This is a genomic window from Gluconobacter sp. P1D12_c (assembly GCF_018812105.1).
GTDB classification, from domain to species: domain Bacteria; phylum Pseudomonadota; class Alphaproteobacteria; order Acetobacterales; family Acetobacteraceae; genus Gluconobacter; species Gluconobacter oxydans_A.
The window spans coordinates 311937-336153 of the sequence record NZ_JACSIQ010000002.1; the positions used below are offsets into that span (position 1 = coordinate 311937).

Annotated in this window: 19 protein-coding genes and 1 riboswitch; of the genes, 9 read left to right on the forward strand and 10 right to left on the reverse strand. The window is 54.9% G+C overall.

Annotation, left to right across the window (positions count from 1 at the left end; translation table 11 throughout):
* The first annotated feature begins 3 nt into the window (after positions 1 to 3).
* Genes KP705_RS03280 through KP705_RS03290 form a run of 3 tightly spaced genes read left to right on the forward strand, consistent with a single transcriptional unit; the run spans position 4 to position 3096 of the window.
* Positions 4 to 1032: a P1 family peptidase gene (locus tag KP705_RS03280; RefSeq protein ID WP_046901904.1), complete on the forward strand. Its 1029-nt coding sequence runs from the start codon at positions 4 to 6 to the stop codon at positions 1030 to 1032.
* Positions 1025 to 1888 carry an alpha/beta fold hydrolase gene (locus KP705_RS03285; protein WP_046901905.1) on the forward strand — a complete coding sequence of 288 codons (864 nt, stop codon included), beginning with the start codon at positions 1025 to 1027 and terminating at the stop codon, positions 1886 to 1888. Before KP705_RS03280 ends, KP705_RS03285 begins: the two co-directional genes overlap by 8 nt.
* Positions 1885 to 3096, forward strand: coding sequence for a tetratricopeptide repeat protein (locus tag KP705_RS03290; protein ID WP_046901906.1), 1212 nt, complete (start codon positions 1885 to 1887; stop codon positions 3094 to 3096). The genes KP705_RS03285 and KP705_RS03290 overlap by 4 nt, the downstream gene beginning before the upstream one ends.
* Here KP705_RS03290 and KP705_RS03295 read toward each other — a convergent pair whose 3' ends face one another.
* A complete protein-coding gene (locus KP705_RS03295; RefSeq protein WP_046901907.1) occupies positions 3097 to 4095 on the reverse strand; it encodes an LLM class flavin-dependent oxidoreductase in 999 nt (332 codons plus the stop codon).
* Between the two features lie 399 nt (positions 4096 to 4494).
* On the opposite strand from KP705_RS03295, the gene KP705_RS03300 reads away from it, so the two are divergent.
* Together KP705_RS03300 and KP705_RS03305 are read left to right on the forward strand one after the other, a co-directional pair.
* Complete coding sequence (locus tag KP705_RS03300) at positions 4495 to 5835, forward strand: gluconate:H+ symporter (protein ID WP_046901908.1); 1341 nt, start codon at positions 4495 to 4497, stop codon at positions 5833 to 5835.
* A 46-nt stretch (positions 5836 to 5881) separates the two neighbouring features.
* A complete protein-coding gene (locus tag KP705_RS03305) occupies positions 5882 to 6637 on the forward strand; it encodes an SDR family oxidoreductase (RefSeq protein ID WP_215764007.1) in 756 nt (251 codons plus the stop codon).
* A 21-nt stretch (positions 6638 to 6658) separates the two neighbouring features.
* Here KP705_RS03305 and KP705_RS03310 read toward each other — a convergent pair whose 3' ends face one another.
* Genes KP705_RS03310 through KP705_RS03325 form a run of 4 tightly spaced genes read right to left on the reverse strand, consistent with a single transcriptional unit; the run spans position 6659 to position 11587 of the window.
* Positions 6659 to 7651, reverse strand: coding sequence for an iron ABC transporter permease (locus KP705_RS03310; protein ID WP_046901910.1), 993 nt, complete (start codon positions 7649 to 7651; stop codon positions 6659 to 6661).
* Positions 7651 to 8604 (reverse strand): ABC transporter substrate-binding protein, encoded by a 954-nt coding sequence (locus KP705_RS03315; protein ID WP_046901911.1) that lies wholly within the window; start codon positions 8602 to 8604, stop codon positions 7651 to 7653. Before KP705_RS03315 ends, KP705_RS03310 begins: the two co-directional genes overlap by 1 nt.
* Positions 8601 to 9359 (reverse strand): ABC transporter ATP-binding protein, encoded by a 759-nt coding sequence (locus KP705_RS03320; protein WP_052750092.1) that lies wholly within the window; start codon positions 9357 to 9359, stop codon positions 8601 to 8603. Before KP705_RS03320 ends, KP705_RS03315 begins: the two co-directional genes overlap by 4 nt.
* Positions 9360 to 9361: 2 nt before the next feature.
* Positions 9362 to 11587 carry a TonB-dependent siderophore receptor gene (locus KP705_RS03325; RefSeq protein WP_215764008.1) on the reverse strand — a complete coding sequence of 742 codons (2226 nt, stop codon included), beginning with the start codon at positions 11585 to 11587 and terminating at the stop codon, positions 9362 to 9364.
* A gap of 90 nt (positions 11588 to 11677) precedes the next feature.
* Positions 11678 to 11880: riboswitch (cobalamin riboswitch) on the reverse strand.
* 187 nt (positions 11881 to 12067) lie between these two features.
* Between KP705_RS03325 and KP705_RS03330 the strand changes: the two genes are divergently transcribed.
* A complete protein-coding gene (locus KP705_RS03330) occupies positions 12068 to 12913 on the forward strand; it encodes a fumarylacetoacetate hydrolase family protein (protein ID WP_046901913.1) in 846 nt (281 codons plus the stop codon).
* A 300-nt stretch (positions 12914 to 13213) separates the two neighbouring features.
* The gene (locus tag KP705_RS03335) at positions 13214 to 15478 is read left to right on the forward strand and encodes a TonB-dependent siderophore receptor (protein ID WP_252348200.1); all 2265 of its coding nucleotides are present in this window, start codon (positions 13214 to 13216) and stop codon (positions 15476 to 15478) included.
* A gap of 8 nt (positions 15479 to 15486) precedes the next feature.
* On the opposite strand, the gene KP705_RS03340 is transcribed toward KP705_RS03335, so the two are convergent.
* From KP705_RS03340 to glgP, 3 genes are all read right to left on the reverse strand, one after another.
* Entirely contained in the window at positions 15487 to 15687 is a 201-nt protein-coding gene (locus tag KP705_RS03340; RefSeq protein ID WP_203548800.1) for a hypothetical protein, read from the reverse strand.
* Between the two features lie 101 nt (positions 15688 to 15788).
* Positions 15789 to 17042, reverse strand: coding sequence for a CHAD domain-containing protein (locus tag KP705_RS03345; RefSeq protein WP_252348201.1), 1254 nt, complete (start codon positions 17040 to 17042; stop codon positions 15789 to 15791).
* Positions 17043 to 17338: 296 nt separating this feature from the next.
* The gene (glgP, locus tag KP705_RS03350; RefSeq protein WP_215764010.1) at positions 17339 to 19846 is read right to left on the reverse strand and encodes an alpha-glucan family phosphorylase; all 2508 of its coding nucleotides are present in this window, start codon (positions 19844 to 19846) and stop codon (positions 17339 to 17341) included.
* Positions 19847 to 20124: 278 nt separating this feature from the next.
* Between glgP and KP705_RS03355 the strand changes: the two genes are divergently transcribed.
* The gene (locus KP705_RS03355; protein WP_215764011.1) at positions 20125 to 21240 is read left to right on the forward strand and encodes a sorbosone dehydrogenase family protein; all 1116 of its coding nucleotides are present in this window, start codon (positions 20125 to 20127) and stop codon (positions 21238 to 21240) included.
* 330 nt (positions 21241 to 21570) lie between these two features.
* Here KP705_RS03355 and KP705_RS03360 read toward each other — a convergent pair whose 3' ends face one another.
* Both KP705_RS03360 and cobD read right to left on the reverse strand, forming a co-directional pair.
* Positions 21571 to 22152, reverse strand: a complete 582-nt coding sequence (locus KP705_RS03360; protein WP_215764012.1) for a histidine phosphatase family protein — start codon at positions 22150 to 22152, stop codon at positions 21571 to 21573.
* On the reverse strand, positions 22149 to 23186 hold the full coding sequence (cobD, locus tag KP705_RS03365) for a threonine-phosphate decarboxylase CobD (protein ID WP_215764013.1): 1038 nt from the start codon (positions 23184 to 23186) through the stop codon (positions 22149 to 22151). Before cobD ends, KP705_RS03360 begins: the two co-directional genes overlap by 4 nt.
* Before the next feature lie 36 nt (positions 23187 to 23222).
* Between cobD and cbiB the strand changes: the two genes are divergently transcribed.
* Positions 23223 to 24215, forward strand: a complete 993-nt coding sequence (gene cbiB / locus KP705_RS03370; RefSeq protein ID WP_215764014.1) for an adenosylcobinamide-phosphate synthase CbiB — start codon at positions 23223 to 23225, stop codon at positions 24213 to 24215.
* The last annotated feature ends 2 nt before the right edge of the window (positions 24216 to 24217 follow it).

Genomic DNA, 24217 nt, shown 5'->3' on the forward strand with positions numbered 1-24217 from the left:
ACCATGACTTCCAGAACTCGCCATAATCTCATCACGGACATTCCGGGCATTCGCGTCGGAAATGTGCGCAATGTTCAGCAAAGAACTGGCGTGACAGCGCTTGTGTTCGACCGGCCCGTTGTCGCTTCCGGCAGCTTTCTTGGCGGAGCCCCTGCACTTCGGGAAAATGCGCTTCTGGAGCCAGAAATGCTGGTGGATGGCATTCACGCCATCGTGCTGTCCGGTGGATCGACGTATGGTCTGGATGCAACCGCCGGCGTGCAGGCCTGGCTGAGAGAAGAGTTTGACGCTCTTCCTACACCGGACGGCCAGGTCCGCGTGCCTATTGTGGTGCAGGCCAGTCTTTTTGACCTCGTGAACGGAGGAAATAAGGACTGGGGACGATACTCGCCTTATGCGGAACTAGGCTATCAGGCCGCACAAGCAGCATGTCACGGGGCCTTCAAACTTGGGACCGAAGGCGCCGGAACGGGCGCAACCACCGCGACCGTGAGAGGGGGACTTGGATCAGCCAGCGCCATAACCTCCAGCGGGCACACGGTCGCAGCGCTTATGGTTGTCAATGCTGTCGGGACGGCCACGATTGGAGACGGACCGCACTTCTGGAGCGCGCCTTTCGAACAGAATGATGAGTTCGGGGGCCTTGGTTTTCCGCTACGGCTGACAGCAGATGACCTCAAACTCCGCATCAAGCCGAATTACGTCGCTGGAACCACAATCGGCGTTATTGCCACTGATACCACCCTGACGAAAGCGCAAGCCAAACGCTTGGCCATTCTGGCGCAGGATGGCGTCGCCCGTGGCGTTTTCCCCGCGCATCTTCCGCAGGACGGAGACGCAGTGTTCGGCATCGCTACAGGCGATGCACCCGCGCCCGCTTCCATTGAGGAGTGGACCGAAATTCTGCATACGGCCACGCAGGTCACGGCCCGAGCGATCGCGCGCGGCGTTTATGAGGCATCGCCCTTGCTAGGCGAGCCCACTCGCCCCACGTGGCAAGAACGTTTTGGGAGGAATACCAGCCATGACTGAGACACTTCCACCAGCAGAAACATTCTTCCGCGTTCCAGGCCGCAGGCTTGCCACCTCTTCAAAACAGACTGGAAGCGACACAACGCTCTTTTTCGTGCACGGATTGGGCGGAAACCGCCAGCAGTGGCGGCTGCAGTGGAACCGGTTTTCCAAAAAGCCCGTCAATCTCGTCGCATGGGATGCGCTTGGACATGGCGAAAGTGCGCGCTCCAAGCACGAACAGGTTTTTGCCAGTCGGTTTTCAGTACAAGATCTGGCCGCTGTTCTAGCAGCTTTCTCCTCGCGCAAACGTATCATCGTCGCTCATTCCTTTGGGTGCCGCATCACGCTGGAATGGATTTCCGGATTGCTTGCTGCTGGAGAGGACATACCCGTTGATGGCCTCATTCTGTTGGGCCCGGCATCTCTTGCCCCGTCACTGAAGGGGCCGATGTTTGGAAACTGGATGGACCGTCTGCCCTTCTGGCTCGCCTCGTTTGCGAGATCGGCTTTACAGGCACGCTTCGAAAAGCTGGCATGGGGTCCAGACGTAGATCCAGAGATACTCAACACCGAACGTCAGGCGACGAAACGCAACAGCCTGTTCATGATCAATGCTGTCCGTTCAGGTGCGGCCCCGGTCAATACGGAAATCCTGCGCCGTTTTGACAAACCCGTGCATATTCTTGCGGGTCAGAACGATGGCATCGTCCCTCTGACTGAAGTCAGAAAAGTGCATGATTTTCTCCCCACCAGCACCTTGGATATCCTGCCAGCCTGTGGTCATCAAATCATGCTGGAACAGCCTGTTATCGTAAACCAGTACATTGAAAAAGAACTTCAGCGACTTTCCTCCTCTCCCGGAGAGGCGCCATGACTCAGGACGTTCTGAACAACGATATTTCTGCTGACCAAGCGTCCACGATCGCTGGCATCAATGATTTTATCCTTGGTTACCTTGGATACGACCTGCGTCTGGTCAAAATTCTCGAAATTGCAGATCAGTCAGAAGACTGCCTGGCGAACACCTATGCCGGGCTGCTCTGGATGCTTTCTGAAACAGGTGATGTTCCATCAGAAGCGCGCCGATATCATGAACGTGCAGCTCAATCCGTTACAAGTGCCCTTCCTCGTGAAAAGCTTCTGTTTTCAGTTCTGGAAGCCTCTATTGCTGAAGACCCAGAAGCTATTATTCGCCTGACAGATCGTATACTTGCCCAATGGCCACGCGATCTGGTGACTTTGAAACTTCGGCAGTACCACGATTTCATCCGAGGTCGCTTTGAGGACATGCTGGCCGTTGCGCTACGCAGCGAAGATGCCGCCGGAGACGTTGCCGCCCTGCACGGTATGCTGGCTTTTGCCTATGAGCAGTGCCACGATTTACCTGCTGCTGAGCGTTCTGCCCGCACAGCCCTTGCCATGGATGCATCGGAGCCGTGGGCACAACATGCCCTTGCTCATGTTTTTCTGACGCAGGGACGCATTGATGAGGGTACCGCGTTTCTTGAAGAGCGGTCTGCTGGCTGGAAAACGCTGACCTCCTTCATGGACACGCACCTATGGTGGCATCTGGCTCTCTTTTACCTTGCACGCAATCGGGTAAGCGACGCTGTTTCAGTTTATGACCAGCATTGCTGGACCAGAGAACGCAGCTTCTCACAGGATCAGGTTGGCGCAGTATCCCTTCTGGTCCGTCTGGAGCTGGCGGGAGCTGATGTCGAGGACCGATGGACGGACTTGGCGAACTGGCTCGCTTCACGACAGGACGATGTCAGTCAGCCCTTCCTGACTCTGCAATATCTTTACGGGCTACTCCGCGCCCATCGTCCGGAAGGGCAGCATCTGCTGCGACGTATCGAGGGCCTCTCTGGGCAAAGCCTGCCAGATCAGCGAGCGTGGGATCTGGTAGGCATTCCTTTAGCCCGTGGGCTGAACGCTTATCTTCACAATGAAAACACTTCAGCCCTGCTCTCTTTCAACGCTGCGCTTCCTCACTTGCAGGACATTGGTGGCAGCCACGCCCAGAGAGACCTGTTCATTCAAATCCATCAGGACCTGAAGCGACGCATGTCACAGGCTTGATCAAGCCCCCACGTCTGCCTTGATCCTGGCTGTAATTTCAAGCGAGCGCTTGCGGCTGTCCTGATCATGAATCGGGACTGCCACCATCAACTCGTCAGGCTTGTGACGTTCCAGGAAGTGTCTCAGCTGTCCCGTCACACTCTCTCTAGACCCGGCAAACGTATAAGCCAGCGTCTGCTCAAGGAGCGCCTGCTCCTCTACCGACCACAACGACAGGATATTATTGACTGGCGGCGGGAACGCGATAGGCCGCCCGCGGCGCAAAGCCATAAAATACTGGTATAGTGACGTCGCCAGGCACTTGCCATCTGCTTCCTCATCCGCTGCAATGACATTGACTGTCAGCATCACGTGAGGCCGCGCACATCTCTCAGACGGCTCAAACCGCGACCGATAGAGAGCAACGGCTTCTTCCATCTGTGCTGGCGCGAAGTGAGATGCAAAGGCGTACGGTAGCCCCAACTGGGCGGCCAGAACGGCCGAAAACAGAGACGACCCCAAAATCCAGACCGGAACGCGCAGACCCATTCCGGGAATGGCACGTATCAAATGCGTATCTTCCGCCGCCATCGGCTCGAAGTAATGCAGAAGCTCAACAACATCTTCCGGAAACCTGTCAGGCGCTGATGGATCACGTCGCAAAGCGCGGGCTGTTCTCTGGTCGGCACCTGGTGCCCGGCCCAGACCCAGATCTATGCGGCCAGGAAAGAGCGTCTCCAATGTTCCAAATTGCTCTGCGACAACAAGCGGCGAGTGATTTGGCAGCATGATTCCGCCAGAGCCCACCCGAATACGGGTCGTTGCCCCAGCCACCTGACCGATCAGAATAGCCGTTGCCGCAGACGCAATTCCCGGCATGGAATGGTGCTCAGCCAGCCAGTATCGATGAAACCCCAGATTTTCCGCTAGTTTGGCAAAATCGATTGTATTCCTGAACGCCTCACGAGGGCCTGCGCCCCGTGTGATGATTGAAAGATCAAGAACGGAAAACGGGATCATTGTGTGGTCCTTGAGGTCAATGCGTTCAGACTTGCGGCATCGTAGCACGAACCGACAAAGCCGTAGCCATTGTCACCGTACAGACTCCTGACGCGGCACTTCACTGATGCGTTGCGTTCAAGTTCCCGTCATTCAGGCGCTTCATTACTGTCGGGTCAGGACCGAAAAATGCAGGAATAATTTAAAAATTCACAGCTTCCATATTCTTCAACGCATGCATTTGAGCAATGGTGGAAGCCTTCTGCCGAGATCATGACGCAGACTTTACATCCGTTCTTTGAGGCAATCGGCGTATGGGTCTGAGAAAGTTTCAGTTCTCTGCAGGAGCCTCTCACGTAACGGTTTTTTCTGGTTTCCGCTTCTGAACTGTTTCCTCGTTCTGACAGGGCTGCGTTCCATATGACAACAACCTTTGCCATTCTGCTGGCAACAGCCGCAATCATTGCAGTCGTCGTACTCATTGCGCGTTTTCGTTTAAACCCTTTCATCGTTCTCTTCAGCGTCTCTATTCTGCTGGCTCTTTGCGCGGGTATGCCTGCGGACAAGGTTGTCGCATCTTTCGAAGCTGGTGCCGGACACGTCCTCGGGCACGTTGGCACGATCATTGCTCTCGGGACCATGCTGGGCAAAATGCTGGCTGAGTCCGGCGGTGCTGACCGGATTGCCCTGACAATTTCAGAGCGCGCGGGTCGTCAACGGATTGACTGGGCGATGATGGTGATTGGCCTGCTTGTGGGACTGCCAGTCTTCTTCGAAGTTGGCGTTGTCCTGCTCTTCCCGCTCGCTTTCGTTCTTGCAGCCCGAACGGAAACATCGTTGCTGCGAGTAGCCCTTCCCATGGGTGCGGCGCTGTCCGTTACGCACGCGATGATCCCGCCTCACCCCGCAACGCTCCTCGCCCTCTCGGCCTATCACGCCAACACGGGAACAACGATCTTCTGGGGCGTTCTGCTGGGAACACCAATTGCGGCCATCTCGGGCCCGCTATTCGCACGCTTCATCAGCCCCCGTGTTCTCATCACAGAAAAGAATGCATTGGCAGAACAGTTTGTACGGCGTGAAATCCCGACAAACCTCCCAGGCTTTACGGTTACGGTTCTGACCATCACATGCCCTGTCATCCTGATGCTGATCGGCTCTTCCGCGGACATGTTTACGACTCCGAGAAGCGCACCAAACATGTTCCTGCACTTCATCGGCAACACGGACATTGCGCTGCTTCTGGCAACAGTCATGTCGTTTTACGTGCTGGGACTGGCTCGTGGATTTTCGCGGGAAACCATTCTTCGCTTCACCAATGAGTGTCTTGGCCCAACAGCCCTGATCATGCTTCTGGTTGGTGCAGGCGGGGGCTTTGGTCGTGAACTCATTGATAGTGGCGTTTCAAAAGCCATCACGGACGCGGCCGTCAGCGCGCATGTTCCACTTCTCGTTCTGGCGTGGCTTCTGGCCGCGATCGTCCGCGTCGCTTGCGGATCTTCTACTGTTGCCATGAGCACGGCCTCCGGCATTGCGGGGCCGATCCTCGCGCACTCGCAGGGCGTATCGCCAGAACTTATGGTGATTGCCACCGGCGCAGGGTCCGTGGCTTTCGGCCCCATGAACGACGCTGGCTTCTGGCAGATGAAAGAATATCTTGGCCTGACCGTGCCGCAGACAATCAAGACCTGGTCAGTTCTGGAGACGATCATTGCCGTTCTGGGACTGGTCTTCTGCGTTGGTATTTCAATGTTCATCTGATCCGCGTTTGCAGAGCGCTGACACAGCAAAGGAAGAAGGATTTTCCATGAGTGTATCTCTTTTTGACCTGACGGGACGTCGCGCTCTGATTACGGGATCGTCTCAAGGTATCGGCTTCAGTTTGGCCAAAGGCCTTCAAGCCGCCGGGGCTGAAGTCGTTCTGAATGGGCGGGATGCTTCAAAACTCTCGGCCGCATCCGAGGAACTGGGAGGTGTCGAGACACTTGTTTTTGACGTGACCGACCACGCAGCTGTTCGAACGGCAGTCGATCGCTTCGAAGAAAATACCGGGCCCATTGATATTCTGGTCAACAATGCAGGAATGCAGCACCGCGCGCCGTTGGAAGACTTTCCACCAGAAATGTTTCAGAAGGTTCTTCAAACAAACCTGACCTCCATTTTCAATGTTGGACAGGCTGCTGCGAGACATATGCTAGGCCGTGGACAGGGTAAGATCATCAATATTGCCAGCGTCCAGACGGCCCTCGCCCGCCCGAATATCTCCCCGTATACGGCCACCAAGGGTGCCGTGGGGAATTTGACCAAAGGGATGGCGACCGAGTGGGCAAGACACGGCCTTCAGTGCAATGCCATTGCACCGGGTTACTTCGACACGCCTCTCAACGCTGCGCTCGTAAATGATGCAGAATTTTCAACGTGGCTGGAGAAGCGTACACCGGCGGGTCGATGGGGACAGCTTGATGAGCTGACGGGGGCATGTATTTTCCTTGCTTCCGGCGCATCTTCGTTTGTGAATGGCCATGTTTTGTATGTGGACGGCGGTATCACGGTGTCTCTCTGAAGCAAACGCGCCAAATACACATCAACGCCGTGTCAGAAGACCCATCAGGAAACAGGCGCCTATCGCAGAAATGACTATCCCAACCGGCAGCTCCTGAGACGGCAAAAGACAGCGGCTGAGAAGATCTGAAAGGATTGTGAGCATCCCCCCCGCGACCATAGCGGGGATAAGGATATTTCGAACAGACCGTCCCCAGATGGGCCTTATGAGATGCGGCACAATCAGTCCGACGAAACCGATCGGCCCACACAATGCCACTGTCGTTGCACAGCTAAACGCGCAAAGGGCAAGAACACAAAGCCGTAGCTTTCTTGTTTGCACCCCGAGGGACGCTGCGGTTTCCTCCCCGGCCATCAAGGCATCCAGATCAGCGCCAAAAGCCCATTTACCGAAGATCACGGGCAAAAGCCCCAACACGACAAGTGGCAGGGCCGACCAGCGAGCGGCGGAAAAACTGCCCATCGTCCAGAACAGAACGGATTGCGCCGTATTACGGTCACCCCAGAAAATCAGCAGGTTTGTCAGAGTAGAGAAGACAAAGGAAATCGCCAGGCCGGACAGTAGCATCCGTTCCGTTGAGACCCTTGCGCCAGACCGGGATCTGAATGAGACCAGCAGTAAAAGCGCAGAAGTTGCCAGAAATGCCCCACCGACTGCACCAAAAGCGATCGTCCAGACGCCAAAAACGTCCCCCAACAATACGATGACAGCAACAGCCCCTGTTGCTGAGCCCGAGGACAGCCCGAAGAGAAACGGATCTGCCAAGGGGTTGCGGGTTACGGCCTGAAGAAGTGCTCCTGCACCGGCAAGAATTGCTCCGGTCAAGAAAGCCAGAACCAGCCTTGGCATTCGCAGGGACCAGATAATCCGGGCGGCAATATCATGACTGGCTGGACCGGCCAAAAGTCCCGCTTGCAACGAATGCCAGGGAAGAGAAGCACTTCCGAGCGTAACTTCCAAAAATGCCAGCACACTCAGAGCCGGCAAAGCACTGATGCCAAGAAGGCGTTTCATCAAGGTACTGCGTCCGGATGGAGAAAGGCTGCAATTTTTTCGATCACATCGATGTTCGCAGGAGACGGCGTCATTTCATCATAGCGCACAACCAGAACACGGTTTGTCTTCAGGGCCGTACTCTCCGTCAGCAATGGCTGGCTTCGCAGAAATTTCAGGTTATCTGAAACACCTGCCCCGTAATCCATCACCAAAATAGCTTCAGGATCACGCAAACCCGCGTTTTCCCACGAAGCGGCACCCCAGTTTGTTGGTAAATAACGAAAAATATTTTCGCCCCCGCCGATCCGGATCAACTCTGTCGCGAGGGCATATTGGCCAGCTGTAAATGGCCGATCGCGTCCACTGTCATAAAGGAAAACACGTAACGGGTGATGGCCCTTGAGACGATCCTGAATGTGCTGAACGCGCCTCTGCCAGCCTTCAACCAATTGCCGAGCCTGCTGCTCCCGGCCAAAAATCTGTCCGAGTTTTTCTTCGTCGCCATACAGAAGGTCTAATGTCGGAAGAGCTGTAGACTGCCCGGCCCGGAAGCAGCTTTCAGACAGAACAAGCGTCGGGATACCCTGAATTGCCAAGGTCTCGGGTGTCACATCTCCACCGATATGCATCCCATAATTCCAGCCAGCAAAGAAAAAATCTGTTCCAGCATCAAGCAGTTGTTCGAGACTGGGATAGTGAGTTGCAATTTCCGGGATATCGCCTTGCTGAGCTTTGAAAGCCGGTGTGTATTTGTTCCAGCCTGATATCCCCGTCAAACCGCGAATATAGGGCTGCAAATGCAGAGCAAAGGCCATTTCCGCCATATTAACGTCGTGGATGACAGCGTGCTCTGGCTGATGCGTGATCGTTACGGATCTCCCGCAGCTCTGCACGGTAACCGGGTAGGCGAAAGCCGTTTGCACGGCAAAGCCACAGAACCCCAAAAACAGCATAAAGGCAGGCGCTTTCATGCGCCTCGTGGCCTAAAAACGAACGTCGTGCTGTTATCATCCAGTCGAACGGGATGAACATTCAAGCCGAACGCATGCCCTAGTTCTGAAGAGAGCAAAACCTCAGAAGACGCCCCATCCAGAATGATTTTTCCGTCCCTCATCAAGAGAGTTCTCGGCGCAAAATCAGGCACGAAAGACAGGTCATGCAGGACGGCCACGATTGTCAGAGGGAGGTCACGAAGCAGATTTAGAAGCTCTGCTCTGGCCGCAAGATCCAGATGATTGGTGGGCTCATCCAGCAACAGTATTTTGGGAGTCTGGGCCAGACATCGCGCCAACATCACACGCTGACGCTCGCCACCAGAAAGATTGCCAATCGGCCGTTTTAAAAAAGGTTCGACACGGAAATACTTGATCGCCGTTTGCAGAGCCGCGGTGTCCTGCTGCGCCTGAGGAGTGCCTCGAAACGGAAGACGACCAAGTGCGATATAATCCTCAACTATGAATTCAGGAGTTACATCATCGGTCTGGGAAAGCCATGCAATCTTGCACGCTACCGCTGGTCTGGAAAGGGTGCTGAGCAGCGTTCCTTCCAGAACTATCTTCCCTTCCGTGGGTGAAATTAATCCAGCGAGAAGCCTCAGAAGCGTGCTTTTCCCTGCACCATTCGGGCCAATGACTGCAACATGCTCACCCTCCCTGACGGAGAGATCCGTCAAAGAGAGTATGCGGTCATACCCGGCACCATGCGTCTGAAGCACAACCTCAGGCACGATCAGAAACCGGCCTGAACACTGATTGAGAAGGACCGCGGCGCCCCCAGCATCACTTCACTCGGATAACTGGTATCAGCCCACTGAATGAAGTGCTTGTTTCCCACATTGTCTACCCGGCCATAAACCGTCACGCCACGATAGGCGTGCCATGCCGCGAAAAGATTGACGAGCGCATAGTCTTTCAGACTCAGCGTGTTGGCGTAATCGCCCTTGCGGGCAGATACGTAACGCATACCAGCCCCCAGATCGACCGGTAGATCTGCAACCCGGGACCAGACACCCCACAGGTTAGCCGTTACAGCCGGAACGTTCGGAACCTCGTTCCCGGAGGCATTCACTGACGCTGAAGGATGGAATGATCCATAACGAGACCACGTATAGGCAACATTTCCGGACAGGCTCCAGTGTTTCCCCAGCGTGAGGTCCCCCTGCCATTCCACACCCCGTGACTTCTGAACGCCCGCCGTTGCCACGCTGTCCACACCGGTAGCAACGAGAACTCGGGCACGGCGGATATCGTACAGAGACAGCGTAGAAGACAGACGCCCTTTCCAGAAAGAACCCTTAGCGCCGATTTCTCCTTGTCTGGACTGACTCAGGCGTGAAAACTGGCCCTTATTAACCAGGAAGATATTGGAGCCCGGCGGATCTTCAGCCGTTGTGTACACGCCGTAGAGGCTGATGTTGTCTGTCAGATCGTAAACAGGGCCAATCCTGAAGTTGGCAGGATTGTAGTTCCCCTGGAAGCTGGTCGCAGGATTGAACGCACCGGACTGGCTATAATTCTGACGGTCCAGTTTCAGCCAGTCATAGCGAAATCCACCCACTACACGCAGGTCGTCCCGCACGGTCAGGACGTCTTCCATGAAGATACCTGCGTCTACCATGGTTGTGGGAGATTTTGTATATGGATACTCTCCAGCAAAACTCCCGACGGCCGTACTCTCAGGACTACTCAGCGAAACACTGTCCGCATATGTCGCGTCCGGAAAACCACGGTTCCGGATGAGCCGCACATAATACGCGTCTCCACCGACGACCAGACGGTTTTTCATTCCGAAAACATGAAAATCAAACTGACCATCCAGCGTGTCACCCACCTGATGCTGGTTCATATAAACATAGAACCGATCCCGACCGACCCGACCGGGTGCAATGGCATTTCCCGCTGCGTCCGTCTGCCCGGCTGAACCGATATAGCTGTAGGATTCAGCGTTATTCCAGTTGCGCTTGGCGTAAAGGACATAGGTTTTATTGTGGAACGTCATGTTCTCCGTTGGCTGCCACGTCAGATGAAGCGTCGGGGTCACATTAACCGAGCCAGCTTTTGCATCCTTGGCATTGTAATAACGCCAGAGCGATGACCGGCTTACGCCTAATCCCTTGGAAGACGACAGCAGGCCGCCTACGCCATCATGGACCTGCGCCAGCGGGACCAAAGGGGTTCCATAATACGTCGACAAGCGATCTGTCAGATAGTCGACGCCAAAGCGGGCTGTAAATTTCTTCGAAGGGTGCCAGAGCAACGTTGTCGTGAAATCGTTGCTGTGTGGGTCTGCGCCAGCAACGTATCCATCAGACGAGGTACGACTGAAATCACTTCGAATGGCCAAAGTGTCAGTAATGGGAACCGAACCGCCAACACCAGCATTCCACGTATTGAAACTGCCATAAGATACCAGAGCATTAGCATGCGGCCCATCAAACGCAGGGTCACGCGTTCGCATGTCCACCGTGCCGCCAACAGCGCCCTGCCCGTACAGAACAGACGACGGCCCCTTGAGAACCTGAACGCTCTCAAGATTAAAGCTGTTGAGCGGACGGTTCACCATCGTAGTCGGGCCGTAATAAATGCCATCTCGCAGGATCAGAACCTGATTCCCGCTGAAGCCGCGCATCATCATCTGCGCCGGACTTCCTGGAGATCCACCGGAAGAAACACCCGGTGCACTGTCTGCGGCGTCTTCAGCGTGCACATAGCCGCGCTGTTCCATCACGCTGCGCTGAATCACATTGATCGTCGCAGGATTATGTTGAACCGTCAGCCCAAGTCTGCCCCCGATAACAGCACTATCCTTCAGCGGCTGCGCCCGCCCGTGCGCGGTAATGTGTTCTTCTTTCGCTTTGGCAACCGTCTTCCTGACGTCTTCTGTCTGGGCGAACGCAGGCTGAAAAACGGTCAATGCCGCAACGGGCAACACACCGACAAAACTGATTTTCCTCATGGATAACGCAAACTTCACTCAACAATGCGTCACTACGATGAGCAGGATAAATATCCTGCTGCGTCCGGTGCACCCCGCCCTTTCGCTTCGTCCATGACCATTTTCGATGGCAGGTCTCCTGGCTTGCGGATCATCGGCAGATCGCGAGCCTTCCCAAGGCTGACGCCCCAGTGGCCGGGTCCCCGGAACCCATCGTGATCAGCCTCACCGCTCACAGTTGCGGGGGCAGCCGCAGCATTTCACTGCGTTCCCTTTTCATCCCCTTCCGGGGAACCATCATTGAGCAGGGGCATAACCGAAACTCCCATATAGTCAAACACGTATGTTATAACATATCAATAACCGAAGTTATTAATTTGGGCAATGGATGCGCCTCGCGTTTGGGGCAGCGGCCACGAACAGGCCCCTCAATCCCTTGGAAGAGGAACCGAAACATGCCTAATCTCATGCTTCCCCACTCTGGACAGAAAGTGTCGCAGGATGAAGCTCTGTCGTTTTGGTCCGTTGAATCAGGAAACGCCTGGACTCATTGATGACGCTGGCATTCTGAGAAGTCTTGCGGGGATTCTGCCTGATATTACAGCCGCCCATCTGTCTCCAGAGCAGCTGGCCGCCTTACGGGCGATTAATCCGGATACTCTCCCTGTCATTTTGGAAACACCACGCTACGGTATTCCGTTCTCAGGTGCCGGAAAGTACATCTGCATTGGCCTGAACTATCGGGATCATGCCGAGGAAGCAGGCCTTCCCCTCCCCTCAGAGCCAATCGTCTTCATGAAAGCCATCTCTGCCCTGACGGGTCCGAGCGATGGTATTCTAATCCCCCAACATGCCACCAAAGTGGACTGGGAAGTCGAACTCGCAGTCATTATTGGCACAAAAGCGTCTTACGTCTCCCCAGAGAAGGCTTTGGAGCATGTGGCGGGATATTGTATCGCCAATGATGTCTCTGAACGCTCATTTCAGATGCAGACAAGCCAGTGGGACAAGGGCAAAGGCTGCGACACATTCGGGCCGCTGGGGCCATGGCTTGTGACGACCGATGAAATCGCCGATCCGCAAGCACTCTCCATGCGGTTAGATGTCAACGGTCGCCGTCGGCAGACGGGACATACCTCCAACATGATCTTTGACGTCCGCAGCATCATTTCACATGTCAGCCATTACATGACCCTGATGCCGGGCGATATCATTGCCACAGGCACACCTGCCGGCGTCGGAATGGGCATCAAGCCTCAGCCAGTTTATCTTGAACCAGAGGATGTCGTAGAGCTGGAAATCGAAGGCCTTGGCATTCAAAGGCAGATCATGAAGGCCAATTCTTAGCTGAATCGACAGGAAAACGTCTCTCACGAAGCGATTCTTGAAAAACAGTCGTTTTCATAATTATTTTTTTGTACGAACCACTTGCCCGCTCAACGTCGCAGGAATGCTGCCTACAATGTAACAACTGCGAAGGTGCGTGAATTAAAGATTGAAGTTTATGAGAATGAATATCATTTGTAACTTTAGAAATGCGGGAAAGTAAGCTGAAATTCTCGTGAAAATTCATTTCCTCGGAGGCAGTTAGCCCTTTCCATGAGACTTCCAGCGTCGAACGTTCCTCAACGTACACATCTAGGCCCAATGCTTTTTACAGCACTTTTGCTGTCAGGCACGTGGAATGGCGCCTTTGCAGCGACCACCGATGACGTAGCCCCAGAAGCTCGTAAAAAACCAGCTTCAACGGCCGACCTTAAAGAGGAACGTTCCGCTTCATCGAGCGCACAGAGCACCCAGCAGAAACACGCCTCACAAGAAGACGAGACCCCGGGTAGCATTGAGCAGCTTCTGGTGCAGGGTCATCGCCGTAATGCCTCTACGGATGGTACCGGAACTTACACGGTTTCTGCGGTCTCTACGACGAAAATGCTCCTCAAACCGTTAGACGTTCCGCAATCCATCTCCGTTCTCAGCAGCCAGCAGATGAAGGACCAGAACCTCAATACGGTTGATGCTGCGCTCAAACAGGTCGCGGGCGTGAACGTCAATATGTATGGCGACGGAACGGGCGGTTATACTGCCCGCGGCTTCACGTTACAGGCCCAGTATGACGGTGTCCCGTCTATGAGTGGGCTGACTTTAAGCCAACAGTATGATCTGGCGATTTATGATCGTATTGAAGTCCTGCGTGGACCAGACGGTATGCTTCAGGGCTCCAGCACACCCGGCGGAAGTGTCAATTTCGTCCACAAGCGCCCGACCGATGACTTTCAGGGTAATGCGTCGTTCTCGGCTGGCTCATGGAACAATTACCATGCCACCCTTGACGTCGGCGGCCCTCTCGCGCACTCGAAAATTGTTTCCGCACGACTTGTCGTCGCAGGCACCGACCGCAACCAGTTCTACAACAATGCCTATGATCGTCGCTGGACGATTTATGGTGTCACAGATGTGCACTTAACGCGACATGATACCCTGACAGTCTCCGTCACGTCTCAAAGCAATGATACGACCCGTTATATGGGGCTTCCCCGTGCCAGTAATGGCGCGGATCTGAATCTGCCGACGAGCACGTTGGTGGGGGCCAACTGGGGCAAATCCGAAGTCCCGATGACTGAAGTTGAGGCACAACTGGAGCATCTGTTCTCTCATGGCTGGCGCGGGCGTCTCAACTACCGTCACCGAACCGCAGCCACCACACTGCAATACGCTTATCTCAACGCGTATAACGCGTCCGCAAAGACTGGCAATTTCGTCGCAGCCAATACACGGTATGACGAGACGAATGATGGCCTGGACGCCTACGTCACCGGACCACTTCACCTCTTCGGGCAGAAACATGTTCTGATGATGGGAGCGAACTACGATCGCTATCTCTATGAAGGCGGCGGTGCCAGTGCAAACTCCCGGACCTATACGGCGCTCGCCGGTATCCCAATCAATGCGAACAATGCCATTCCGTCTCTGGCTCTCCCTACCATTACCAATCGCTACTGGGAGCCATCCACGCAGTGGGGCGTGTATGGTCAGGCACAGATCAAGCCTATCTCACGCTTTTCCATCCTGATTGGCGGACGGGTGAGCGGGTATGTCAGCAAAACTCGTCGTATTTCCCCAACCGTTGGTGCCACCAGCACCGATATCGATCAGCAGGGCATCCTGACCCCTTACATCGGCGGCGTTCTGCACCTGTGGCCGAATGTCACGGCTTATGTTAGCTACGTTTCGACTTTCTCGCCTCAGTCTGCGTTTGATACCACCGGCCGCCTCGCGCCTGTTCGAGGCAATCAGCTCGAAGGTGGTATCAAGGGAGAGTTCTTCCACGGGCACCTCGGCATGACCCTGTCTGGCTACAAAATCATTCAGAAAAACGAAGCCATCTATAACGGCACCATCGGCGCCATCTGTGGGCCCGGTGGCGTGGATGACTGCTACGTCGCGACAGGCAAAACACGCAGCCAGGGTGCCGAAGCAGAGCTGATTGGCCGTCCTCTTGAGGGCTGGGATATCAATGCCAGCTATACTTATAACGACAACCGGATCGTCAATAACGGTAGCGCCACACAGTCTGGCCTGACCTATGCTGGCAACTCGCCCAAGCATCTGTGGAAGCTCTGGACACATTACAGGTTTGAGCCATATCGCGGGGCACAAAAGAATGTCTGGAGCATCGGCGGCGGCTTCAATGCTCAAACAAGTACATTCGGCACAAACCGCACCGTGACGCAGGGCGGATACATCATTGGGTCGATCCAGGCTGGATACCAATGGAACAAGTATCTTTCCCTCTCCGCAACACTGAACAATATCGCTAACAAGCGATATTATCAAAGACTGGGAAATCTGTATTACTATAACTACTACGGAGAGCCGCGGAACTTCATGTTTACGCTCCGTTCTAACTTCTGAAGCAAATCTCAGCTCGTTTCAGAAACTCTTTGATTGTGCGCGGGGCTCCATAGATATGGGTGTGCCGCGTTCAAAGCTTGGGGGGCCGTCTTCTCCGTATGCGTATCCGGGCCAATCGTGCCCGGGTCGGTCTGTCTCGCCCACAGCAGTATCATGATAAGCCCGGCGATCAGGATAATGATTGTCAGAAGAACCCAGCGTTTTTCCATGATTTTTGCTCCCTGCGGCAATCAGTCACGCTTTTTGGCTGCCCGTTTGGATCATAAATCGGAGCTGGACCCAAGGTTTCCGCTACACACAAGGAAATAACTCACTGACACCAGAACGGGACGTCCTTCGAAAAAATCTTCCATTGCTTGGGAAGTTTTTTCAGGATCTTTTTCCGCTCCCGATGCGCCATGTGAACAATCGCATTTCCTGCTTCTGCGAGGTCAGGCCTTTCTTTTGTCGCCTGCCTGACCAGAGCCTCTGCCGTTGCTGCATCGTTGAAACGACCAAACAAGTCCTGCAAATCCTTGCAATGGCCCATATAGGTTTCAACGCGGCTCCCTTTATACAGAGGAAGAATGCTCTCAATACTATAGCGCAGCCCCTTCAGAGATTTACGGACGTCATGCAACTGGCGGTCTGACAGGTGCCCGATATGATGACCCCGATGCTGGACTTTACGCGCCATTCGATCGAGCAGAACAGGTGCATGGTCTTCCAAAAGCGCGTCGGCAGTCTCGGCTCCGAAAAGAGCTGCAGGATCTTCCGTGCTTTGTCCCAAAGAAAGTAGCGTCGACGTTATGCTCGGATCAGTCAGTTTCTGTCGCATCTCCGCCAGTGCAGACACTCGCTTTTCTTTAGCTAACTGAACGAATTCAGCCGTAATGTCCACGCTCACATAGGCCGGTAGAATTTCGGTCTGAAAAACATCCCAGTCTCGAACATTGCCGAGAAACCGTCCAGTTTGCTGAAAAACTGACATCTCATTCGCTAACGCTCCTTTAGGGAATAAAGGGCGAAAAGCTTTCCGGATCGTTCGAAGTCGTCTGACAGCGACGCGCATCTCATGCACAGCATCGACGCTCCCGTGTTCAGCAGCAGGCTGCGCGGCAAGAAATACCGTCAGAAAAGCACGAACAGACTGGCTCCACCCTTTTCCAACCGTCATATCCCCTGCGAAATGTAGCGCCGATTGAACTGTGACATCCTCATCATACTGTCCAAGCGCGAGCCGCACTCCCCTCATGGGAAGCGTCTCCCCGGTCAGCCATATGGGAAGATCACTTAAAGTCTGCGCAAATGCATACAGATCTCGCGCTTCGCCGCTCAGGAGCGTCAGATCCAATGCACAAACAGCTTCCGCTTGCTCTCCAGCCTGAACTGATCCGCGCGACAGAGTCACCTTGAGGCTACTGGCACCAACCGCCGCCTTTCCCTGTAACTGCCAAAAATCTGTGCGGTATATTGGCAGAACTGTGCCTGACAAATCGAGTTTTGCAGCTTCAGTCCCTTCGAGCAGCTTGGTATCTGGACGTAATCCACTCCGGGACCAGACCCATTGTTCAGGACGCGTCATGTTGGGTAACCCCGGCCAGGAAACAGGCTCAAGCACCTGAACTGACGCACGGCCTTCTCGCGCGGTGGAGAGTGCCCAATCGTGGCGAGACACTATGCCGGATTCGGTATCGTAAAATGTCCGGATCCGATGCCTCGGTCGCACGCTTTTCAAAGCGGGTGCTATGCCTGTGTGGTGACGAACGAGAGGCCATGCTTCTGGTAGAAAGCGAAATGTCAGACGTTGCGGCAAAAGGCTTCGGATCATTATTCTTTCCCCTCCAGCATGGCGACACATGAAGCGTAAGCCTTCATGCCCTACCGTTGCCAGAGGATAAAAGGCGCTTCGAGCGGAACATTGAGGATCTCCGCAGCTGGAATGATCCGCAACGTACATTCTGCCACGGGGGCAGGAAGCTCAGTCTCGAGAGTATAGGCAATCCAGCCATCCGGAAGATGTTCTCCCTGTGTCAGGGACTTGATGCGCGGGTGCCCATCCTGAGCGTCGGCGTAGAGTTCAACACGCAGCAATGCAGGATCGAGCGTTCCGGGATGAATGAAAGCATGCCCTTTCTGCTCCCCACCGTTCTCCGGAATGATAACCTCTCCGATCCTGAGGGTATTCCAGCCGACAGAGAGAGCTTTTTGCCTGTCGAGAACCGTTCCAGCACTTACCCTATGGTCAGACAGGCGACGCCTGTAGCGCTGCGCACCCGTCAGATAAAACTGTTCCGTGTAATCGCGAACTGTACGGTTTGCAGAAAACTGAGGCGTCAGACGCGCCATGCTTTCGCGCATCTTCGCGACCCACGCCCTAGGTATTCCGCCAGCATCGCGCTCGTAAAACTCAGAAAGAACGTGCTCTTCCAAGAGCCTGTAAAGTTCCTGTGCATCAGAATGGTCGTAGGCCGGATCTCCCGCGTGCTCCAGTCCGTCCCCTAACGCCCAGCCGACTTCCGGCGCATAGGCCTCGGCCCACCATCCATCGAGTTCTGACAGGTTGAGCCCACCATTTACCAGGACCTTCATTCCACTGGTCCCGCTGGCCTCCCAGGGACGTCGCGGTGTATTCAGCCACAGATCGACCCCCTGAACCATTTTCTGGGCCAGAGCCATGTCGTAATCCGCAAGGAATACCACTTTTCCCACAATATCCTGACGCTGACAGAACTGAACCCAGCGTGTAATCATGGCCTGCCCTTCCAGATCCTGCGGATGAGCCTTGCCGGACAGAACGATCTGGACAGGCCTATGAGCGTCCCGCAACAGCCGGACAAGCCGTTCTTCGTCGTACAACAGGAGGTCTGGACGCTTGTAAGTGGCAAACCGGCGTGCAAATCCGATTGTCAGCGCCTCCGGGTTCAAGGATGGCGCAGGGAGGCACCACAACCCATCTTCGCCAACGATGCATTGTCTCGCAGAGAGCTCCTGCCCCAGCGCATGAACAAACTCGGCCCGGGAGTTGCACCTGCTGCGCCAAAGAGTGTCGTCATCAAGATGACGAACGGAATCGCCTAGCCCTTCGAGATCTCCTTCCCACCTGCTTCTTCCCCCCACCTGGGTCCAGAGTTCGTCAGCAGATGCTGAATCCCACGTCGGGGTATGGACGCCGTTCGTCACATGAGAGATCGGGACTTCATTTTGCGGCCAACGTGGGAAAAGTGGCGTGAACAAAGACCGGCTCACAGCTCCATGCAACTGGCTCACGCCGTTAACGGCTCCGCTGCACCGAACGGCGAGATAAGCCATGTTGAAAAATTCATCTTTATTTGCCGAATCAAGACGCCCTAGCGCGAGAAAGTCCTGAATTGGCATGCCCAGACGGTCTTCGGCATAGAACGTGAGATGGCTCTCAATCAGCTTAGGCGGAAAACGATCAAACCCAGCCGGGACGGCTGTATGTGTCGTGAAGACCGTTCCCGCGCGGGCAATGACCTGCGCCTGCGCGAAAGGAATACCTTCTTCTTCTGAAAGGCAGCGGGCTCGTTCCAGAGCTGCAAAAGCCGCGTGCCCCTCATTCAAATGGCAGATATCCGGCCGGTGCCCTAGAGCATGCAACAGTCTCCACCCCCCGATACCGAGAACCATTTCCTGCCTCAGCCGAAGTTCTGCATCTCCGCCGTAGAGCTGCGTCGTGATGCAGCGAACAGCGGGCGGATTGGAGGGATCGTTCGTATCCAGAAGGTACAGAGTCGTCCGACCTACGACGGCTTTCCAGGCGCGAAGCCAGATCTCTCCGGTTGCCGTTTGGACAGAGAGCCGGAACCAGTCCCCATCCGGCGTGAGGACGGGCTGTATCGGAAGCTGGTCAGGGTCATTGAATGGGTAGAGCGCCCGTTGTTCACCTGCCGGAGTAATAACTTGGCGAAAATAACCCTGCGCGTAGAGAAGCCCGACCGCAACAACAGGAGCACCCAGATCACTCGCCGCTTTCAGCTGGTCTGCAGCAACATTCCCGAGCCCGCCAGAATAGATGGGAAGTGCCTCGCTCAGCATATACTCCATGCTGAAATAGGCGACTTCAGACAACTCCGCGTCTGCATATTTCTCCGCAAACCAGGTGGAACGCTCCAACTCATATTTCCGGCGCTCCATGCTGGCCTTCAAGAGATTGCGGACATCCGGGTTCTGTAGAGCTTCCCACAGTTGGGCTTTGGGTGTTCGTGTCAGGGTTATCCAGGGATTACAGGTTCGGGACCAAAGATCCGGATTGATCGTCTGCCACAGGAGATCCGCCTCGTGGTTCCATGTCCAATGCAGATCAAGTGCCAGCATGCGCAGCGCGGCTTCTGCTGCGCGCGGCTTACGGGGGGAAGTGTCAACCATAGACCTGGAAACTCCCATGACTGTTCACGCTCGCTCTCTAACATGGTGCACATGTTCAGAGAGACGGACAGAATGCGTTCATTAAGGCAGCAACTGGACCTCTAACGCGTCAGAACCGAGGAAGTATCAGGGCCTTGGAGCTCCAGACATCCTTCGTGACATCACATTTTCAAATGGAGGAATAGCCGAACACCTGAAAACCTCTGAGCCATTCGTCCGTTGCGGTTACCAGCGCTGTCCTTCAAGCCCTGCTCCACATTGATGAGGTGCATCGCATCATGCTCCGGCAATTTCTGCTGTTCTCAGTGATAGGCTCGTGCCTGACCCTGCCTGCATGGAGCGCTCCTTCGTTCGAAGGCCTGTCTGTCGCGCCCGGGTTTCATTTGGACGTTATATCGGCACAGGTCCGTGGAGCACGTGAAATCGCCCTTGGAGACAGAGGAACTGTTTTCCTTGGCTCCATGGGGCCCGGAAAGGTTTATGCCGTCTCTGGAGTGGGTGATGCAGGCAATCCCGTTCAGGTCAGGGCACTTGCCAGCGGCCTCGAAACCCCTTCCGGCGTCGCATATCATGATGGAGATCTCTACATCGCAGAACCCGAACGCGTTCTGGTTCTACGAGATATCGAAGACCACCTAGACAATCCGCCCGAACCAGAAGTCATTACGGATCACCTACCTTTCAAAGACGGCGACCATTTCTGGAAGTTTATCGCTTTCGGGCCGGATGGCAGGCTGTATGTGACCATTGGGGCACCTTGCAACGTTTGCGACGTAGGCCACGATCTCGGAAAAATCATCAGCATGAATACCGACGGCACGGACAGGCAGGACGTTGCTTACGGCATTCGCAATTCGGTTGGTCTCGCATGGCGGCGAACAGGAAAAGACCTGTGGTTTACGGATAATGGCCGGGACATGATGGGTGATGACGTCCCTTCAGACGAACTGAACACCCTTACCCAGCCCCGGCAATCTTTTGGCTATCCATATTGCCATCAGGGAGACGTCCCGGACCCTCATTACGGAAAAGGCCATTCTTGCGGTGAGTTTACTCTGCCTGCCCTGAAGCTTGGAGCCCATGTCGCCGCATTGGGGCTGCGATTTTACGATGGCTCAGCCGCAGCGCGATCTCTGAAGGGTGCATTGCTGATTGCCGAGCATGGATCATGGAACAGAAGCGTTCCATCAGGGTATCAGGTCGTGTCCGTCAAATTCGATAGCGCTGGCCATCCACAGCAGTCAGAGCCGCTAATCTGGGGATTTCGGCGCGATGGGCGCAACGTTGGCCGCCCAGTGGATGTTCAGCCGATGCCCGACGGCAGTATCCTTGTTAGCGACGATTTTTCCGGGTCGCTCTACAGGTTGACCTATACCCCTGCCGTACGGAAATAGGCGTCATAAAGTTGGAAGAGCCCGAGCAGGTGACGAGACACGCGGAACCGTCTGAACGGAGGCTATCCGCAGCCAGAAGCGAGTGACGACAGCCCCGAGTAGAATCATGAGAAAATAACGCATATCGTTCCCCTTTTCAGAGGTTATTGTGAAGCATAAACTTGGCGAATATGCGCATGAACTATGGCAAACGTGCTTCAGAGCGTAACAGTTTTCATCCTGAATAAGGAAAAAAGAAAATGTCTTTCGGTATTATTATTTTAGTAGCCCTTGCAGCGGTACTTTTTATTCTCGGTCCCATCCTTGTGGGCGTGGGCGCCGCAGCTTGGATTAACGATCGCTTTCTGAGCCGAAAATAATTTCAGACGTTATTCTGTTGGCTGGAACCGAAAGGGCCTGCACCCTCCACGTCCTGTAAAAAGACAGGACGTTCCAGCTCTGGGGGAGAATATCGAGCTTCCCTGCCGCTTCTGCATTCAAGCCCATCGCCAGCAGAACAAGCCCCCGCACAACATCAGCATCCACCCCCAGGATCACGGATTTTTCCGCGTCACGGATATCTGAAAGCCACTTTGCAAGACGGGCATACGCACCGGTTTGGCTTTCACCAGAAGGTGGCGAGAAATCAGGGTCTGTCATCCACTGTGAAAGACTTCCAGACGATAAAGCTTTGAGGTTCTGTCCGCACCAGTCACCGTAATCACGGCTGCGAAGCCGTTCGTCCACGGTGACGACGCACTCGGAATACGCCTCAAGCCACGCAACATCTGCCGCGCGTCCTGTCAGGATGGGTAGAGATTTTGGCCAGAACGCAAGTTCCGTACTCGCCACATCGCGCAGTTCGTCTGTCTTTGGAAAAATGCTTCGCTTCGAAGACGGGAGCGATGGAAGAGCAAAGCAGAACAGCTTCATTTTGCGATCTCTGACCAATCATGGAGCGCGCGTTCCAGGCGCTCCCAACCAGCGCTATCCCGCGGCAAACCGAACCTCAATTCCGTTGCTCGCTCAGGGAACGCGCGGGTCACGATCCCGCGTTCACAGAGAAAGGTCCACAGCGAAGCAGCCTCATCCAAACTCACCGAACAGAACAGAAGGGTGTTTCCTGTAACGACGAAACCCGATCCCTTCAGTAGGTTTACAAGACGCTTGGCATCCCGCTCCAATCGGAGTTTGGTGCTGTTCAACCACTCCTGATCCGATAGCGCCTGCCGTCCTGTGGTCAGAGCCAGAGCGCTTACCGCCCAGTCCCCCATCATGGACCGAAGTCGATCCGCTGTTCCGTCAGAGGCGATTAAAAAACCAAGGCGTACACCGGGTAACCCGTAGGTTTTCCCAAAAGAGCGCAAAACCAAGAGCCCTGCTCGGGGAAAAGACGAGGCAGTGCTTTCATGATCAAAATCTGCATACGCCTCATCGACGACTAACCAGCCACCAGATGCCGCGCAACGATCCGAGAGTTCTAAAAGTGTCTCGACAGGCAGTCGCCGTCCGTCTGGATTATTCGGATTACAGACGACACATACAGTCCCCGATTGTCCTGCGGCAGCCCTGAATGCCTGAAAGTCTGTCACGATCGATACATCTACTCCCGCATTTCTCCACGCCTGCTCATGCCCGGAGTAAGTGGGACTAAAAATGACGACTTTTCGCGCTTGCAGAACCAACGGAAGCAACCCAATCAGCAGCTGTGTGCCGGGGCCCGCGACAATCATGCCTGCATTCGGAACCCGATAGGCTGTCGCAGCAGCCGCTAGAAGCGCTTCCTCGTCCACAGCTTCTGGGAGCTTGGTCAGAACCGCGACATCCAAAGGGGCAAGAGGGTATTCGTACGGGCTGATACCCGTGGAGAGATCTATGAAAGGCTTTGGAGCATGGGGAAACCGCTCCATAACCTGCCGCACCTGGCCACCATGGATCGGCATGTTTTCCAGCACCGTCGGCATCATGCTAGATCACGGCATCTGGATGAAACACGCAGGCCCATGACTTTCTCTCCCCTGTCCCACACACTGTCTGTCGCCTGTCTGGCCTGTGCGATTGAAGCCGCTTTCGGTTACCCGAACTGGCTTTTTCGCAGAATTGGCCATCCAGTCATGTGGATTGGTGCCCTTATCGCGCGACTGGATCGTTCACTCAACCGCCCGCAGAATAGCGCTTTCCGGCAACGTCTATGCGGCATTGTAAGCCTGGCTATTCTTATTGGCCTTCCCGCCCTGATTATCTACACGATCGTTCAGGCCCTGGACCTTGTCTTTCCTCCTCTCGTTGCCTGGGGGATCGAAGGCGCTGTGGGTAGCACTCTGATTGCTCAGCGCTCCCTGTGGGAGCATGTCAGGGCAGTTCACACGGGCTTGCAGGAAAGCGGTGTGGCGGCGGGTAGGAAAGCAGTTTCCATGATTGTTGGCCGCGATCCGGAACAGCTTGATGAAGCTGGCGTCGTACGGGCCGCGATTGAAAGTCTGGCCGAGAATTTTTCCGATGGAATTGTTGCGCCGCTTTTCTGGACTGCCCTCTTTGGCTTGCCTGGCACAACCGCTTACAAGTCCATCAACACGGCAGACAGCATGATCGGCCACCTGACCCCCCGGCATAGAGCCTTCGGATGGGCCTCTGCAAAGCTGGATGATTTGGTCAATCTTCCAGCCTCCCGCCTATCCGCTCTCTGGATTTTTTTGGCGGCATTCACGATCCCCGGTGCCAACCCGACAAAGGCGTTTCGTGCCGTCCAGCGTGATGCACGCAATCACCGCTCCCCCAACGCCGGGTGGCCAGAAGCTGCTATGGCAGGAGCCTTAGGACTAAAATTAGCTGGCCCCAGAGTTTATGACGGTATTCGGGTCAATGATTCATGGATGGGCGACGGAAGGGCCACCGCGACTGCTAATGATCTTTGGCGTGCGCTTCAACTATACCGTCGAGCATGTATTTTTCAGGGCGTAGCCCTGGCCCTTCTTTCCGTTCTATTCTGGCTTTGAAG